General features: G+C 69.2%; 16 protein-coding genes. 11 read left to right on the forward strand and 5 right to left on the reverse strand.

What is annotated here, in order from left to right; all coding sequences use genetic code 11:
- Window positions 1-49: 49 nt before the first annotated feature.
- Window positions 50-1,207 (reverse strand): bifunctional 2-C-methyl-D-erythritol 4-phosphate cytidylyltransferase/2-C-methyl-D-erythritol 2,4-cyclodiphosphate synthase, encoded by a 1,158-nt coding sequence (locus ACTIEF_RS04650; protein WP_439471030.1) that lies wholly within the window; start codon window positions 1,205-1,207, stop codon window positions 50-52.
- A gap of 64 nt (window positions 1,208-1,271) precedes the next feature.
- On the opposite strand from ACTIEF_RS04650, the gene dusB reads away from it, so the two are divergent.
- From dusB to ACTIEF_RS04685, 7 genes are all read left to right on the forward strand, one after another.
- Window positions 1,272-2,324: a tRNA dihydrouridine synthase DusB gene (gene dusB, locus ACTIEF_RS04655; protein WP_439471031.1), complete on the forward strand. Its 1,053-nt coding sequence runs from the start codon at window positions 1,272-1,274 to the stop codon at window positions 2,322-2,324.
- Window positions 2,321-4,603 (forward strand): ATP-binding protein, encoded by a 2,283-nt coding sequence (locus ACTIEF_RS04660; RefSeq protein ID WP_439471032.1) that lies wholly within the window; start codon window positions 2,321-2,323, stop codon window positions 4,601-4,603. The genes dusB and ACTIEF_RS04660 overlap by 4 nt, the downstream gene beginning before the upstream one ends.
- Before the next feature lie 9 nt (window positions 4,604-4,612).
- Complete coding sequence (gene ntrX / locus ACTIEF_RS04665; protein WP_439471033.1) at window positions 4,613-6,028, forward strand: nitrogen assimilation response regulator NtrX; 1,416 nt, start codon at window positions 4,613-4,615, stop codon at window positions 6,026-6,028.
- Window positions 6,025-6,888: a D-amino-acid transaminase gene (locus tag ACTIEF_RS04670; protein WP_439471034.1), complete on the forward strand. Its 864-nt coding sequence runs from the start codon at window positions 6,025-6,027 to the stop codon at window positions 6,886-6,888. Before ntrX ends, ACTIEF_RS04670 begins: the two co-directional genes overlap by 4 nt.
- A gap of 113 nt (window positions 6,889-7,001) precedes the next feature.
- Window positions 7,002-7,247, forward strand: coding sequence for an RNA chaperone Hfq (gene hfq, locus ACTIEF_RS04675; protein WP_131249128.1), 246 nt, complete (start codon window positions 7,002-7,004; stop codon window positions 7,245-7,247).
- A gap of 174 nt (window positions 7,248-7,421) precedes the next feature.
- A complete protein-coding gene (gene hflX / locus ACTIEF_RS04680; RefSeq protein WP_439471493.1) occupies window positions 7,422-8,729 on the forward strand; it encodes a GTPase HflX in 1,308 nt (435 codons plus the stop codon).
- A gap of 228 nt (window positions 8,730-8,957) precedes the next feature.
- Complete coding sequence (locus tag ACTIEF_RS04685; RefSeq protein ID WP_439471035.1) at window positions 8,958-10,595, forward strand: Na+/H+ antiporter; 1,638 nt, start codon at window positions 8,958-8,960, stop codon at window positions 10,593-10,595.
- On the opposite strand, the gene ACTIEF_RS04690 is transcribed toward ACTIEF_RS04685, so the two are convergent.
- From ACTIEF_RS04690 to ACTIEF_RS04700, 3 genes are read right to left on the reverse strand one after another with little or no spacing between them, the layout of a single operon-like run.
- Window positions 10,592-11,140, reverse strand: a complete 549-nt coding sequence (locus tag ACTIEF_RS04690) for a DUF1643 domain-containing protein (protein WP_439471036.1) — start codon at window positions 11,138-11,140, stop codon at window positions 10,592-10,594. The two genes, ACTIEF_RS04685 and ACTIEF_RS04690, sit on opposite strands and share 4 nt — an antisense overlap.
- Window positions 11,137-11,925, reverse strand: coding sequence for a nucleoside triphosphate pyrophosphohydrolase (gene mazG / locus ACTIEF_RS04695; protein WP_439471037.1), 789 nt, complete (start codon window positions 11,923-11,925; stop codon window positions 11,137-11,139). The genes ACTIEF_RS04690 and mazG overlap by 4 nt, the downstream gene beginning before the upstream one ends.
- The gene (locus ACTIEF_RS04700; RefSeq protein WP_439471038.1) at window positions 11,922-13,304 is read right to left on the reverse strand and encodes an MFS transporter; all 1,383 of its coding nucleotides are present in this window, start codon (window positions 13,302-13,304) and stop codon (window positions 11,922-11,924) included. Before ACTIEF_RS04700 ends, mazG begins: the two co-directional genes overlap by 4 nt.
- Window positions 13,305-13,424: 120 nt before the next feature.
- On the opposite strand from ACTIEF_RS04700, the gene ACTIEF_RS04705 reads away from it, so the two are divergent.
- The 4 genes from ACTIEF_RS04705 to ygiD all read left to right on the forward strand — a co-directional run bounded on the left by ACTIEF_RS04705 (window position 13,425) and on the right by ygiD (window position 16,219).
- Window positions 13,425-14,318, forward strand: a complete 894-nt coding sequence (locus ACTIEF_RS04705; RefSeq protein ID WP_439471039.1) for a D-alanyl-D-alanine carboxypeptidase family protein — start codon at window positions 13,425-13,427, stop codon at window positions 14,316-14,318.
- The gene (locus ACTIEF_RS04710) at window positions 14,318-14,773 is read left to right on the forward strand and encodes a hypothetical protein (protein ID WP_439471040.1); all 456 of its coding nucleotides are present in this window, start codon (window positions 14,318-14,320) and stop codon (window positions 14,771-14,773) included. Before ACTIEF_RS04705 ends, ACTIEF_RS04710 begins: the two co-directional genes overlap by 1 nt.
- A gap of 83 nt (window positions 14,774-14,856) precedes the next feature.
- Window positions 14,857-15,459, forward strand: coding sequence for an NAD(P)H:quinone oxidoreductase (wrbA, locus tag ACTIEF_RS04715; protein ID WP_439471041.1), 603 nt, complete (start codon window positions 14,857-14,859; stop codon window positions 15,457-15,459).
- 4 nt (window positions 15,460-15,463) lie between these two features.
- Entirely contained in the window at window positions 15,464-16,219 is a 756-nt protein-coding gene (ygiD, locus tag ACTIEF_RS04720) for a 4,5-DOPA dioxygenase extradiol (protein ID WP_439471042.1), read from the forward strand.
- Here the strand turns inward: ygiD and ACTIEF_RS04725 are convergent, their stop codons facing one another.
- Complete coding sequence (locus tag ACTIEF_RS04725) at window positions 16,220-16,615, reverse strand: DoxX family protein (RefSeq protein ID WP_439471043.1); 396 nt, start codon at window positions 16,613-16,615, stop codon at window positions 16,220-16,222.
- Window positions 16,616-16,665 lie beyond the last annotated feature (50 nt).

Here is a 16,665-nt window from a genome sequence, read left to right on the forward strand (position 1 = left end):
GTCCATATCGCCGCTTCCATGATCTGGATGCGGTGAATGTCGATTCGGCCTAGCGGGAAGGCAGTTCGACGGTCGCCACGGCCTGGGCCGCCAGACCCTCGCCGCGACCGGTGAAGCCGAGGCCCTCTGACGTGGTCGCCTTCACGCTGACGGCGTCCAGCGGGATGTCGAGAATCTCGGCCAGCCGTTCGCGCATGGCCTGACGGTGCGGCTTCACCTTGGGCCGCTCGCAGATCAGGGTCACATCGACGTTCGAGATGCGGCCCCCGCGCGCGGTCACCAGACCGGCGGCGTGTTTCAGGAACAGGTCGGACGGCGCGCCCTTCCACTTGTCGTCGGTGGGCGGGAAGTGGTCGCCGATATCGCCTTCGCCGATGGCGCCGAGGATGGCGTCGGTCAGGGCGTGCAGGCCCGCGTCGGCGTCCGAATGGCCGATCAGGGTCTGGTCGTGCGGGATCTCCAGCCCGCACAGCCACACCCACTGGCCTGGCCCCCAGCGGTGGACGTCATAGCCCTGACCGATCCGGACGGTGCGGGGAATCAGGGCCTCGGCCATGGCGAAATCCTCGGGATAGGTCAGCTTCATCAGGCGGGCGTCGCCCTCGACGATCTTCACGCGGCCGCCCGCGCGCTCGACCATGGTGGCCTCATCGGTGGCGGTTTCATCAGCGGGCCAGGCGGCGAAGGCGTCGGTCAGGGTCTTCAGTGAAAAGGCCTGCGGGGTCTGGGCGCGCCACAGGGCCTCGCGCTCGACCGCGCCGGAGACGATGCCGTCCGGGCTGGCGCGGCGCAGGCTGTCGGCGACGGGCAGGGCGGGCAGGGCGCCGTCGGCCTGATCCAGCGCCGCGATGCAACGGGCGATGACGGCGGCGGACAGGAAGGGACGCGCCGCGTCATGCACCAGAACGGGCCGGTCGTCAGGACCGCCCAGCGCCGTCAAGCCAGCCTTGACCGAGTCGGTCCGCGCCGCGCCGCCGGTCACGGCGCGCCAGCCGGTCAGGCCGTGCAGCGCCTCGGCGGCCTCGGCCTCCGAACCGGCGGAGACCACGACCACCACATCCTGCGCGCCCGCCTTCAGCAGGGCCTCGACGGACCAGCGCACCACCGGCTTGCCGCCGAGCAGCCGCCATTGCTTGGCCCCTCCAGCACGGGTTCCAGAGCCGGCGGCGACGACCACGGCGGCGAAGGCGGGGAGGGGCGAGTTCATGTCCGGCCTTCTAATCGCCGCCGTAGTGCTTGACGAGAGGACATTGAGCGGCGGTAAGGAGCCGATGACCACAGGCCTTCAGATCGGTGATGTTTGGGTGCCCGGACGGGTGCTCACCGCGCCCATGACCGGGATCACCGATCTTCCGTTCCGCGTGCTCGCCTCCCGGCTGGGCGCCGCCTATGTCGCGACCGAGATGGTGGCCGCCGCCGAGCTGGCGCGCGCCCGGCCCGACGTCGTGCGCCGCGCCGCGGTCGGCGAAGGCCTGCCCCTGACCGTGATCCAGCTGGTCGGCCGTGATCCTGAGGCGATGGCCGAAGGCGCGCGCATGGCCGAGAAGGCGGGTGCGGACATCGTCGATCTGAACTTCGGCTGCCCGGCCAAGGAGGTCACCGGCGCCGCTTGCGGCTCGGCCCTGATGCGGACGCCGGACCTGGCCTGTCGCCTGATCGAGGCGGCGGTGAACGCCACCAGCCGCCCGGTCACGGTCAAGATGCGCCTGGGCTGGGACGAGGCCACCCGTAACGCGCCGCTGATCGCCAAGCGGGCGGAAGAGATCGGGGTGAAGGCCGTCACCGTGCACGGTCGCACGCGCCAGCAATTCTATACCGGCAAGGCCGACTGGACCGCAGTGGCTGATGTGAAGGCGGCCGTCTCCATCCCTGTGGTGGTCAACGGCGACATCCTGACCGCCGAGGACGCGCGCGAGGCGCTGCGGCAATCCAACGCGGACGCCCTGATGCTGGGGCGGGGCGTCTATGGCCGTCCGTGGCTGGCGCCGCATCTGGAGCGGGCGCTGGCCGACGGGACGGTGCTGCAGGAGCCGGATCGCGAGGAGCGGCTGGCCATCGTCATCGAGCACCTGCGCGCCTCGGTCGCCTTCTACGGCCTGCCGCTCGGGCTGAAGATGTTCCGCAAGCATCTGGGCTGGTACGTCGAGCAGGCACCCTGGCCGGCTGATCCGCTGGACCGCCGCGCGGCCAAGAGCCGGCTGTGTCGTCTGGACAGTCCACAGGAGGTCGAGACGGCCCTGACGGATCTGTGGTCTCCAGTGGCGCATTCCGGCAACTCAGGTGTTGATATTGCGCCACAGCTGGTCAAAGCTGGAGCGGCATGACGGACACACCCGCCGCTGATGTCGAACCCGCACCCACCGCGTCGAGCGGGCCGGGGCGCTGGTTCGCCGGTTGGTCGGAAACCCATCGTCGCAACGTCTTCATCGTCGCCTTCGCCCTGGCGCTGATCACCAATATCGGGGCCATCTGGCTGGTCGCCGTCGCTCCCGGCTTCGGCGGGCAGGGTGATCGGGCCTCGATCAGCCAGCTGATGCTGCTGATCCTGATCGCCAACCTGCTGCTGATCGGCGGGCTGGCCGCGGTGGTCGGGCGACGGGCCTTCAGCCTTGTCCGCCGTCGGGGCGACGCGGGCGCGCGCCTGCACCTGCGCTTCGTGATCCTGTTCTCGTCCGTGGCCCTGGTGCCCGCCATCCTGATCGCCCTGGTGTTCGGCGTGCTGGTCAATCGCGGCGTGGACCAGTGGTTCAGCAACAATGTGCAGGCCGCCGTCGACAACGGCGCCGCCATCGGCCTGGCCTACACCACCGACGTCTCCGGCGAGATCGACGCGGACATCTCGGTGATCGGCGAGCAGCTGGAGAGCATCCGGCCGATCTTCGACAACCGCATCCAGTTCTCGGACGCCCTCAGCCAGGTCGGCGAGCTGTTCGGCTATCCGGCCGTCTACATCATCGACGAGCATGGCGAGGTGCTGGCCAGCGGCGAGAGCCCGGACGCGCCGCCCTATGTCGCTCCGTCACGCGACGCACTGGAAGAGGCGCAGGCGCAGGAACAGCCGTCGGTCCAGCAACTGACCGAGGGACCGGACGCCATCCGGGGGCTGCGCGCCTTCCCGGCCTATGGCGACGCCTACCTCTATGTGGTCCGGCCGCTGCAGCCGGGCCTGGTCGGGCAGGTGGCCTCGGCCCGGGAATCCATCGTGGCCTACAAGGAGGCCGAGGACAGCCGCGCCCGGATCCAGGCCGTCTTCGCCCTCAGCTATTTCGAGACCGCGCTTCTGGTGCTGGTCGGCGCGGTCTGGCTGGGCATGTCGGCGGCCACCGCCATCTCGGCGCCCATCGGCCAGCTGGTCGCGGCGGCGGACCGGGTGTCGGGCGGCGACCTGTCCGCGCGGGTGAACGCCGACGACGGTCCGGGCGAGATCAAGACCCTGTCCGCCGCCTTCAACCGCATGACCGACGACCTCGAGGCCCAGCAGACGGCCTTGAGAATGGCCAGCGAGGAGGCGGTCGAGCGCTCGCGCTTCATCGAAACCGTGCTGTCGGGCGTCTCGGCCGGGGTCATCGGGGTGGACCGTCAGCGCCGCGTCTCGGCCATCAATGACAGCGCCGTCGAACTGCTGGGCATCTCCGAGGACGTCATCGGTCGTCCGCTGGGCGAGGTCACGCCGGAGCTGAGCGAACTGGCCCGCCGCGCCGAGGCCCATATCGAGGAAGAGATCGACGTCAGCACCGACGGCGAGACCCGCCGCCTGCGGGTCCGCATCGAGGGCGGGGTCGGGGGCGAGATGGTCCTGACCTTCGACGACATCACCCGTCTGGTCACCGCCCAGCGCAACGCCGCCTGGCGCGACGTGGCCCGCCGCATCGCCCACGAGATCAAGAACCCCCTGACCCCGATCCAGCTGTCCGCCGAGCGCCTGCGTCGCCGCTATCGCAAGATGGTCGAGGAGGACGTCGAGGTCTTCGACCGCTGCACCGAGACCATCATCCGGCAGGTCGGCGACATCGGCCGGATGGTGGACGAGTTCTCGTCCTTCGCCCGCATGCCCGCCCCGCGCTTCACCGCCGTCAGCCCGGCGGAGCTGCTGCGCGAGGCGGTCTTCGCCCAACGCGTGGCCGTGCCCGACATTGACATCGATCTGGTCGAGCCCCTGCCCAAGGTCACCATCCACGCCGACCGCCAGATGGTCGGCCAGGCCCTGACCAACATCCTGAAGAACGCGGGCGAGGCCGTGACGGCCCGGCGCGAGGCCAGTCCCAGGCCGGACGACGGCGACGGCCCCGGCATGTCGGCCCGGCTGTCGGTCGACGAGACAACCATGACCTTCGTCATCGAGGACGACGGCCCCGGCCTGCCGGCCAGGGACCGCGACCGCCTGACCGAACCCTATGTGACCACGCGCGAGAAGGGCACGGGCCTGGGCCTGGCCATCGTCAAACGCATCTGCGAGGAGCATGGCGGCGAGCTGAAGCTGGCCGACGCCGAGACCCTGTCCGGCGCGCGCGTGTGCCTGATCTTCCCCCTGAAATCCCCAGTGAAAGCCCCGGCCGGATCGAAGGACGCGAAAGCGTCCGGCGCCGTCCCGGCCGTTGAATAGCGAGGCGATATGCGACCCACCGGTGCCGATATCCTGGTCGTCGACGACGAGGCTGACATCCGCGAACTGGTCTCGGGCCTGCTCGAGGACGAGGGGCACGCCGTGCGCGTGGCCTCCAACTCCGACGAGGCCCTGGCCGCCATCCGCGCGCGTCGTCCATCGCTGGCGCTGCTCGACATCTGGATGCAGGGCGGGGGGCTGGACGGCCTCGAACTGCTGGACGTCATCAAGGAACTGGATCCCGACCTGCCGGTCGTCATGATCTCGGGCCACGGCAATATCGAAACCGCCGTCAGCGCGCTTCAGCGCGGCGCCTATGACTTCATCGAGAAGCCGTTCAAGTCGGACCGGCTGGTGGTCGTGGTCCAGCGCGCGCTGGAGGCCTCGGCCCTGAAGCGCGAGAACCGCCGCCTGCGCGCCCAGGTCGCCGCGCCGACCGGCCTGATCGGCAAGTCCGCCGCCGCCCAGACCCTGCGCTCGACCATCGCCAAGGTCGCCCCGGCCAATAGCCGCGTGCTGATCTCGGGCCCGCCCGGGTCGGGCAAGGAGCTGGTCGCGCGTCAGATCCACGAGGCCAGCGCCCGCTCGCGCGGCGAGTTCGTCGCCATCGCGGCGGCGGGCATGACCCCGGAACGCCTCGACGTCGAACTGTTCGGCGAGGAGGGCGGCGACGGCCGTCCGCGCAAGATCGGCGTGTTCGAACGCGCCCACGGAGGCACCCTGTATCTGGACGACGTCGGCGACATGCCGCGCGAAAGCCAGAGCCGGGTCCTGCGCGTGCTGGTCGAGCAGCGCTTCCGCCGCGTCGGCGGCGAGCAGGACGTGCAGGTCGACGTCCGCGTCGTCACCTCGACCTCGCGCGACCTCAAGCAGGAGATCGCCGAGGGCCGCTTCCGCGAGGACCTGTTCCATCGCCTGAACGTGGTGCCGATCCGCGTGCCCGCCCTGTCCGAGCGCCGCGAGGATATCCAGGAGCTGGTCGACTACTTCATCGAAAGCCTGGCCTCGTCGCAGGGGCTGCCGCGTCGCCGTCTGGGCGATGACGCCATCGCCGTGCTGCAGGTGCACCCGTGGCCGGGCAACGTCCGCCAGCTGCGCAACAACGTGGAGCGGCTGCTGATCCTCGCCACCGGCGACATCAACGACCCCATCGGCGCCGACGCCCTGCCGCAGGAGGCGACCAACGCCGGCTCCACCGGCAGCCTGGGCGCCGAGCGGATCATCGCCCTGCCGCTGCGCGAGGCCCGCGAGGTGTTCGAGCGCGAGTATCTGGCCGCCCAGATCATGCGCTTCGGCGGCAACATCAGCCGCACCGCCGCCTTCATCGGCATGGAACGGTCGGCCCTGCACAGAAAGCTCAAGTCGCTGGGTGTCTCGCCCGCCCGGGGCGGCGAGGAAGAGGAAGAAGGACCCGTCGAGGAATGAGCCGCGTCGCCTACGTCAACGGCCAGTACGTCCCGCACAGCCAGGCCAGCGTCCACGTCGAGGACCGGGGCTTCCAGTTCGCGGACGGGGTCTATGAGGTCTGGTCGATCTTCGACGGGCGCATGGCCGATTTCGACGGCCACATGACCCGCCTGCACCGCAGCCTGAACGAGCTGCGCATCGACATTCCCATGTCGCGCGAGGCCCTGACCGCGGTGCTGAAGGAGACCATCCGGCGCAACCGGGTGAAGAACGGCATCGTCTATCTGCAGGTCACGCGCGGCACGTCGCGTCGCGACCACCCTTTTCCGCCAGAAGGCACCCCGCCCAGCGTGGTCATCACCTCGAAGTCGATCAACCCGCTGAAGACCGACACCATCGCCGAGAAGGGCGTGGCCGTGGTGACGACGCCGGACATTCGCTGGGGCCGTTGCGACATCAAGACCGTGGGCCTGCTGGCCAATGTGCTGGCCAAGCAGCACGCGAAGGATCGCGGCGCCTATGAGTGCTGGATGGTCGACGACATGGGGCTGGTGACCGAGGGCTCCTCGACCAACGCCTGGATCATCGACGAGCACGGCAAGCTGCGCACCCGCGACACCCAGGCCAACATCCTCAAGGGCTGCACCCGCACGACCCTGCTCGACATCCTCAAGGAGGAGGGGATCGAGCTGGAGGAACGCGCCTTCACCGTCGAGGAGGCCCAGCGCGCGAAGGAGGCCTTCTTCACCGCCGCCGGGGCCTTCGTCATGCCCGCGATCTCGATCGACGGGGTGAAGATCGGCGACGGCAAGCCCGGCCCGGTCGCGACCCGTCTGCGCGAACTGTACATCGAACGCGGGACAAGGGACGCGGTCTGACCGGATTGGCGGTTGCCCCCCGCGTTCGGGCCGTTAAGGTGGCTGGACCGGCGTCGACCGGTCCCGCGCCGCTCCTCCGGCCGGAGAACAATCAAGAACGGGAACTACCCGCCATGTCTCAAGACAAGCGTCAGAACCTTCAGGACACCTTCCTCAACTCGGTCCGCAAGACCAAGACGCCGCTGACCATCTTCCTGGTCAACGGGGTCAAGCTGCAGGGCATCGTGACCTGGTTCGACAACTTCTGTGTGCTGCTGCGCCGGGACGGCCAGTCCCAGCTGGTCTACAAGCACGCCATCTCGACCATCATGCCCTCGGCCCCGGTCCAGCTGTACGAGCCGGACGCCGACGAGGACTGATCGTCCCGCCGGTTGCGGCGGTTGAAGAGTGAAAAGTGCTAGTGAGCGAGATGTGAGCCGATGCGGTGCACGTCTGCGCTTACTATATTCGCGCAGGCTGTGATGCGGACGGCGACATGTTGCGCGCGCCCTCTCTCACTAGCACTCTTCACCCACTCATCTCCGAGACCTGATCTGACCACCAAGCTTATCGACCATTCCGTGCCGCTCATCCGGGCGGTCGTCATCCATCCTGACGGACGCTCCGACAGCCCCCGGCTGGCGGAGGAGCGCCTGCAGGAAGCCGTGGGTCTGGCCGCCGCGCTGGACCTCGATGTGCGCGCCGAGGAAATCGTGCGCGTGCGCAAGACCGCGCCCGCCACCCTGTTCGGCTCGGGCAAGGTCGAGGAACTTGCCGCCCTCGTGCGCGCGGCCGAGGCGGAGGCCGTCGTCGTCGATGACCAGCTGACCCCCGTCCAGCAGCGCAATCTGGAGAAGGCGTGGGAGTGCAAGGTCATCGACCGCACCGGCCTGATCCTCGAAATCTTCGGCCGCCGGGCCCGCACCAAGGAAGGCCGTCTTCAGGTCGAACTGGCGCGGCTCGACTATGAGCGCTCGCGTCTGGTCCGTACCTGGACCCACCTTGAGCGGCAACGCGGCGGCACCGGCTCCACCGGCGGCCCCGGCGAAACCCAGATCGAGCTGGACCGCCGCCTGATCGCCGACCGCATCGTCCGCCTGAAGGCCGAGCTGGAGGAGGTGCGCCGCACCCGCGGCCTGCACCGCAAGGCCCGCCAGAAGGTCCCGTTCCCGACGGTCGCCCTGGTCGGCTACACCAACGCCGGCAAGTCGACGCTGTTCAACCGGCTGACGGGGTCCGAGGTCTTCGCCAAGGACCTGCTGTTCGCCACCCTGGACACCACCCAGCGCACCATCCGCCTGCCGCAGGGCCGTCCGGCCATCGTGGCGGACACCGTCGGCTTCATCTCCGACCTGCCGCACGAGCTGGTCGAAAGCTTCCGCGCCACGCTGGAAGAGGTGGGCGAGGCCGACCTGATCCTGCACGTGCGCGACATCGCCAGCCCCGACACCGAGGCCCAGGCCAAGGATGTCGAGGCGGTGCTGGACCAGATCCCCGCCGTCGAGGGCAAGACCCGCCGGGTGCTGGAGGTTTGGAACAAGATCGACCTGCTGGACGAGGACGCCCGCGAGACCATCCTCGGTCACGCCGAGCGCCTGCGGGCGCAGGGCAAGGCCGTGGCGGTCTCGGCCTGGACCGGGGAGGGGGTCGATCCCCTGCGCGAGACCATCGCCTCCCTCATCGACGACGATCCGGAAAGTGAGTTCACCCTCGAACCCCAGCAGGGCGAGGCCCTGGCCTGGCTCTACGCCAATGGTCGGGTCACGGGCCGCGAGACGGACGACGAGGGCCGCACCCACGTCACCGTCCGCCTGCACCCGGCGGCTCTGGGCCGGTACGAGCGGCAGTTCAGCGCCGGTTGATCAGACGGTTTGCGCCGGCGCGGGTTCACGCTCGCACCGGCGCAGGCGCTTTCCATTTCCGATACGACCAAATTTGACGGATGGCCCCTGTAGGATGGTTGGAGCCTGAGGACGAACTGTCTAGGAAAGGATCGGGCGTGCGCCTTGGCGGCTGACTTCGGGCGAGGCTTCCCCGCCGAAATGTCCACTAAAGCGCACTCAAAAAAATTTTGATCGAGAAGGATCAGGATGCACCTGATCGAGACCACCCTGCTGTTGCTGCTGGCTGTCGTGGTGTCGGGGTCCGTCGCCCGCATCACCCGCATCGCCCTGCCGCTGGTCCAGATCGCTCTGGGGGCCGGGATCGTGCTGGTCACCGGCCATTCTGTCGACCTCGAGCCGGACATCTTCTTCCTGCTCTTCCTGCCGCCGCTGCTGTTCCTCGACGGCTGGCGCATTCCCAGGGAGACGCTGGTCCGCGACCGGGCCGTCATCCTGGAGCTGGCGCTGGGGCTGGTGATCTTCACCGTCGTCGGCCTGGGCTTCCTGCTCTGGTGGATGATCCCCGAGATGCCGCTGGCGGTGGCCTTCGCGCTGGCCGCCATCCTGTCGCCGACCGACCCCATCGCGGTTCAGGCCATCGCCGCCCGCGCCCCGATCCCAAAGCGGCTGATGCACATCCTCGAGGGCGAGTCCCTCCTGAACGACGCCACCGGCCTGACCGCCATGCGGCTGGCCATCGTCGCCGCCTCGACCGGGACCTTCGTCCTGACGCAGGCGATCGGCAGCTTCCTGTGGCTGGCGCTGGCGGGCGTCGCGGCGGGCGTGGGCGTCACCCTGGTCATCAGCACGATCAAGGGCTGGATCAGCCGCCGCTGGGGCGAGGACGTCGGCGCCCAGATCCTGATCAGCCTGCTGATCCCCTTCGCCGCCTATCTCGTGGCCGAGGAGCTGCACGCCTCGGGCATCCTCGCCGCCGTCGCGGCGGGCATCACCATGAGCTTCACCGAGCGGGGCGGGGCGCGGGGCCAGTCGCTGGCCATGACCCGCATCCGCCGCGCCGTCGTCTGGGACACGGTCCAGTTCGTCGCCAATGGCCTGATCTTCGTCATCCTCGGCGAGCAGATGCCGTCGATCCTCTCGCGCTCGGCCGAGATCGTGGCCGGGACCAGCCGTCCCGAGGTCTGGTGGCTGGCGGTCTATGTCGCGGCCACCTTCGTGGCCCTGGCCGTGCTGCGCTTCATCTGGGTGTGGACCTCCCTGCGCCTGACCCTGTTCCGCAAGCGCCAGAAGGGGGCGCCGCCCAAGGTCGGCCTGCGCCTGACCGCCGTCATGTCGCTGGCGGGCGTGCGCGGGGCCATCACCCTGGCCGGCATCCTGACGGTCCCCTTCGCGCTGGAGGACGGCACGCCCATGCCCGCGCGAACGCTGGCCATCTTCCTGGCCGCCTCGGTCATCATCGTCTCGCTGGTGGTGGCGACCCTCGCCCTGCCCAGGCTGCTTCAGGGCGTCGAGCTGCCGCCCGAGCCGTCGCACCAGCGCGAGGAGGACCACGGTCGCGTCACCGCCGCACAGGCGGCCCTGATGGCCATCGAGGACGCCTCCCACGACCTCGCCGAGGGCAAGCCCAACCCGGACCTCTACAGCGACGTCGCCAGCCGCCTGATGGAGATCTACCGTCACCGCATCGAGAGCCGGACCCGCACGGACGAGGACGATGTCGAGGCCGCCCGCCTCGGCGACGCGGTCGAGCGCCAGCTGCGCCTCGTTGGCCTGAACGCCGAGCGCGACGAGCTCCGCCGCATGGCCCGGAGCCGCGAGATCGACGAGGTCACGGCCAAGAAGCTGATCCGCGAGATCGACCTGCAGGAGCTGAGGTACAGCTAGGCTTGGTAGGGCCTCAGCGGGGTGTCGGCCCGCAGGTACAGGGGATGCTTCGGGCTCCCATCCCCATTGGTCCCGAGGCACCAGAGGGGGATGCCGTCCTCGCGCAGGGCCTCGATCAGGGCCTTGCCCGCCGGGGCCAGCGCCTTGTTCAGCTTGCCGTGGCACAGGACCACCAGCCCAGCCCCCGCCGCCGCCTTGCGGATGGCCGGCAGGTTGTCGGGCGAGGAGGCCTCGACCCCCGGGGCCAGCAGCATCTTCGGGTCGGTCGCCCGGTAGTCGCCGACGTTGGCCTTGACCATGGCGTCGAAGCCTTCCCGTTGTGCAAAGGTCCACTCGCGGGCGCAGGTCGGGTCATTGACCGTGGCGTCCGCCGTCGAGGGGTTCATGCCGATGAACAGGACGTAGCGCTCGGGGAAGACGTCTCCCAGCCAGCGCCGCATCAGCTGGCGATAGCGGCCATCGGCGCTGAAGGTCGCGTCGCCGTTGACCCCCGGCATCAGGGCCAGCCGGACCTTGCCGCCCGGGTCGTGCTTGTCCGCCGTCATGCCCGCTCCGCCGCCTTGGCCGCGTCCCACAGGCCGTCCATCTCGGCGAGGTCCGACTGCTCCGGCGTCTTGCCCGCCTTGGCCAGCTCGGCCTCGATGAAGCCGAAGCGGCGCACGAATTTGGCGTTGGAGCCGCGCAGGGCGTCCTCGGGCTCGACCCCCAGCTTGCGGGCCAGGTTGGCGACGACGAACAGCAGGTCGCCGACCTCGCCCTTCGCCTTGTCCAGATCGCCCGCGGCGATCTCGGCCCGCAGCTCCGCGACCTCCTCGTGCAGCTTGTCGAAGACCTCGTCGGTCGAGGGCCAGTCGAAGCCGACGCGGGCGGCGCGCTTGGTCAGCTTGGCGGCGCGGGCGAGGGCGGGCAGGCCGACGGGCACGTCGTCCAGCACGCCGTGCTGGGCCTTGGCCGCGCGCTCGGCGGCCTTGATGTCCTCCCACCGGGCCTTCTGGGCCGCGCCGTCCGCCTTGGCCGCCTCGTCCCCGAAGACGTGCGGGTGCCGCCGCTCCAGCTTGTCGGCGATGGCCTCAGCCACGTCGTCGAAGACGAACAGGCCCTGCTCCTCGGCCATGCGGGCGTGGAAGACCACCTGGAACAGCAGGTCGCCCAGCTCGGACTTCAGCTCGGTCCAATCCTTGCGCTCGATGGCGTCGGCGACCTCATAGGCCTCCTCCAGCGTATAGGGCGCGATGGTCTCGAAGGTCTGCTCCATGTCCCAGGGACAGCCGCCCACGGGGGCGCGCAGCCGGGCCATGATGGCGTTCAGGCGGTCGATAGGCGTGGTCATGGGGTCTCGGGGTTGGCGTCGCGGGCGTCGAGGGCCTGGCGGATTTCGTTATGCCGCTGCGCGGTCAGGGGATAGCCCTTCAGCACCCAAGCCGACGCCGCCATCAACAGGGCGGGGACAAGGACGAAGAGCACCTGCAGGGTGATCAGCGACATCTCGCTATTGCCTCCGAGCGGCGGGATCGCCTTGAAGCCCACCCACTGCAGGATCAGGTAGGGGACCAGGGCGACGACGTGGCCGATCTTGGTCGTGGCCGACAGGATGGACAGCATCAGCCCGGTCCGGTCCACGCCGGTCTCGTAGCGTTCCTCGTCGCCCGCGTCCGCCATCATGGCGCGGGTCAGGAACAGGCCGGCGGCATAGGGCAGGCCGGCGATGAACATGACGACGGCGGTCAGGACGAAATTGTGCCCCGGCGCCAGCGTCGCCCCGAGATAAAGGACGGCCGATGAAATCCCGGCGATGGCCAGGCCGCGATCCTTGCCGACCCGCGTCGCCAGCCACGCCCAGAACGGCGCCCCGCACAAACCGCCGATGAAGTAGAGGACCATGAGCGGTCCGGCCTGGGCATGGTCGTAGCCCTTGATCTGGCCGAAGAAGAAGAACAGCAGCGAGCCGGTGATGCCCGGCGCGATGCCCAGCAGCAGGTCCGCGAACAGCAGCTTGCGCACCACCGGCTTCCTGAACAGCGACACATAGGCGCCCAGGCTGCCGTGCGGCTGGCCGCCACTGGTGACGGGTTCGGGAACGGCCAGCAACGCCAGGCCCACGGTCACCGGCAGGGCGATGACGATCGCCCAACCCATGATCCGGACGCCGGCGGCGTAGTCTCCGATGCCGGTCTTCTCCACCACCGTGGGCAGGATCAGGATCAGCACCACGCCGATGATGTTGAACACCTGCCACCAGCCATAGACGCGGCTGCGCTGGTCGTATTCGGGCGCCAGGACCGCGGCCCAGCCCAACTGGCTCAGCGTGCCGATCGAGAAACCGAGGTACAGGACCAGCAGCCAGGCGAAGAGGAAGATCGGCGGCGCGCCGGGCTGGACGGCGACGAACATCATATAGGCCGCCAGCATCAGGATCGGCGTCGCCAGCACCAGCCACGGGCGATAGCGCCCGAACCGGCTCTTGGTCCGGTCCATGGCCCAGCCGATGAAGGGGTCGAAGGTGATGTCGATCACGCGCACGATCATGAACATCGCCGCCACGGCCCCCAACTCCAGTCCCACGAAGGTGGCGTAGAAGTCCGGCAGGGTGACCGGCAGGGCCACGCCGAAGGCCGCGAGCGGCAGGCAGACGGTCGAGAAGGCCGCCAGCACGGCGTTGGAACGGCGCGGGGCGGTTGGCCTGGGGGCGGGCGGAGCGGCGTCGGTCATGGACAGGTCCGGAGCGACGGTCCCGAGTCGACCGTCCGGGCCAGCATGCCGCCTTTGCCGTCCGCGCGCGAGCGGTGAAGGGCCTTGCGGCGGACACGATCTCAAGGCCACCATCGGCGCATGATCCGGGGCTCCTTCCTGACGCGACTCGCCGCCTGCGCCGTTCTGGCCGCGGGCCTGTGCGCGGCCGGCGCCGCCTCGGCCCAGACGCAGGACCAGTGCGCCGCCGATCCCATCGAGTGGGACGGCCCGGCCTTCGCCAACGCCGTCTCGTTCCAGCGTCTGGAATGGGCGCCGTTCAGCGCCACGGAGTTCGGCTGGGAGACCTATCTGCCGCTGATCCACAAGGAGCTCGGCACCGATTGCGCCCCGTCCACGACCCGCTTCGCCCGGGCGCTGGCGGAGTTCCAGTACAGCCACGGCCTGCCGGCGACCGGCTGGTTCGACGCGGCCACCTTCGCCGTCTTCCGCGGGGTCTGGCAGGAGCGGCGGCCCTTCATCATGGCGCGGGTGAACCAGCAGCCGTGCCCCGACCCGCCGCCGCTGTACCAGCTGGGCTATCTGGTCGAGTCGGAGGAGCATGCCGACCGTCTGACACGCCTGCTGCGCCGTGACGTGCTGGACGCCTATAGGGCGCTGGTCGCCGCCGCCCGGGCCGAGGTGCCGGAGGTCGCGGCCGATCCGGAGTTGCTGCAGATCTTCTCGGGTTTCCGCGATCCGGAGGCTGACGCCGCCCGCTGCGCCCAGCAGGGCAATTGCGACGGCCTGCGCCGCGCGGCCTGTTCACCGCACCGCACCGGGACGGCGGTGGACCTCTATGTCGGCCAGGCGCCGGGGCTGGGCGTGGACAACACCTCGGCGGCCAGCCGCCTGCATATGACCCGTGGCCCGACCTATCGCTGGCTGGTCCGCAATGCCGAGCGGTTCGGCTTCGTGCCCTATGTCTATGAGCCCTGGCACTGGGAGTGGGTCAGCCCGACGGGCGGTTACGCCGGGCCGCCCCCGCCGAGCTGATGCGCCCGCTGACGCCCGGCGAGGTCGAGCTGGCTCGCGAGGCGTTCGGCGAGGCGCTGGACTATCGGCTCATCCGTATCCTGCCGTCGCCCTGGCCGTTTGATCGGGCCTTCGTGCCGGGCCGCTGGTTCGGGCGGGACTGGATCGTCTGGCCGGAGAAGATCCTGCCGGCCGACCTGTCGACCGCGCCGCTGAAGCTGCAGTCCACCTTCATCCATGAGCTGACCCATGTCTGGCAGGCCCAGCAGGGGGTGAACCTGCTGACCGGCAAGCTGAGGGCAGGGGACAGCGCCGCCAGCTATGCCTATCCGCTGGCCGACGACTGCGACTGGGACCGGCTGAACATTGAGCAGCAGGCTATGGTGGTCGAGCACCGCTTCCGGCTGTCGCGCGGGCTGAGCGTCCCTGCGGACAAGGCCTTCTACGACCGGGTCTGTCCCATCCAGCGCCACTGAATTTGCAAAGCCCTCTTGCGCGCCGTCGCGGCTCACCCGAAATAGACACTGCGACAGTTGCTTTTACTTGCAGGAGATGGCCGATGGCCCGCGTTCTGGTTCTTTATCACTCGACTTACGGCCATATCGAAACCATGGCGGAAGCCGTCGCCGAAGGCGCGGGCTCGGTCGAGGGCGTCACCGTCGATATCAAGCGCGTGCCGGAAACGGTGCCGGAAGAGCTGGCCAAGGCCTCGCACTACAAGCTGGACCAGAAGGCCCCGGTCGCGGTGATCGACGACCTGAAGGACTATGACGCCATCATCATCGGCGCCGGCACCCGCTTCGGGTCGGCCGCGTCGCAGATGCGCGCCTTCCTGGATCAGGCCGGAGGCCTGTGGTTCACAGGCGCCCTGATCGGCAAGGTGGGCGGCGCCTTCACCGCCAGCGCCACCCAACACGGCGGCCAGGAGAGCACCTTCCAGGGCCTGCACAACTTCTTCATGCACCACGGCATGCCGGTGGTGGGCCTGCCCTATTCCTATCAAGCTCAGATGACGCTGGATTCGGTTGAAGGCGGCTCGCCCTACGGCGCGACCACCATTACCGGCGGCGACGGTTCGCGTCTGCCCAGCGAGATTGAACTGGGCGGCGCGCGGTTCCAGGGTAAACACATCGCCGAACTGGCGAAGAAGCTGCACGGGTAAGCTGATGCGTCAGCCGGCGATCTTCTTCGGTCACGGGTCCCCGATGAACGCGCTGGGCGGTCCCTATGCGGACGCCTGGCGCGCGCTGGGGCAGGCCGTGGGCAAGCCGAAGGGGGTGGTCATGATCTCGGCCCACTGGGAAACCGGCGGGCTGGGCGTGACGGCGCAGGAAAAGCCGGAAACCATTCATGATTTCGGCGGCTTCCCGGCGGAATTGCATGCGATGCAGTATCCCGCTCCGGGGTCGCCGGCACTAGCCGCGCGCGTGTCGGAACTGACCGGCGCGATCCAGACGACCCAATGGGGTCTGGATCACGGCACCTGGTCGGTGCTGGCCCACGTCTGGCCGGAGGCCGATGTGCCGATCGTCCAGCTGTCGCTGAACCGCCAGCTGGACGCCCGCGGCCACTATGAGCTGGCCAAGCGTCTGGCGCCGCTGCGGGACGAGGGCATTGTCATCGCCGGCTCAGGCGACTTCGTGCACAATCTGCGCGCCTGGAAGCGCACGGGCGGCGAGCCCTATGACTGGGCGATCCACTTCAACGATGCGGTGAAGGCCGCCTTCGAGCGGGGCGACGACGAGGCCCTGATCGACTGGATCGACCTGGCCGAAGACGCCCAGTTGAGCGTGCCGACGGATGAGCACTATCTGCCGCTGCTCTACATCGCCGCCCAGCGCGCGCCGGGCGACGATGTGAGCTTCTTCAACGACGTCATCGAGGGTGGATCGATCTCGATGACGGGCGTCAGGATCGGCTGATCAGCCCTTCTTGGCCATGGCGGCGTCAACCGACCACGGACCGGCGCCCGCCGCGGCGAAGTATAGCCAGACGAAGCAGTACAGGGCGATGGTCTCGCCGCCGTTGACGATCGGGAACGGGCCCTGCGCCGCGTGCACCGCCCAGTAGCCGACGGCGCTGAAGCCGGCGGCGAGGAAGGCGACTGGACGGGTGAACAGGCCCAGCACCAGAAGCGCGCCGAAGATCAGCTCCAGCGGACCGGACAGGCCCGCGAGGCTGAGGCCCGGCGGCGGAACGCCGTCCACGGCGGGGAAGCCCAGCACCTTGGCGGTGCCGTGACACAGGAACAGCAGGCCCGCGACGATGCGCAGGACGCTGAGCAGCTGCGGCTGGTAGGCGGAGAACTTGTTGAACATTGAACCCTCCCTCTTTGCTTTCAGAAGCAGGGGAATGTGGGCCGGAGTCG

Origin of the sequence: Brevundimonas sp. (assembly GCF_051858995.1) — a bacterium.
In the GTDB taxonomy this organism is placed as follows: Bacteria; Pseudomonadota; Alphaproteobacteria; order Caulobacterales; family Caulobacteraceae; genus Brevundimonas.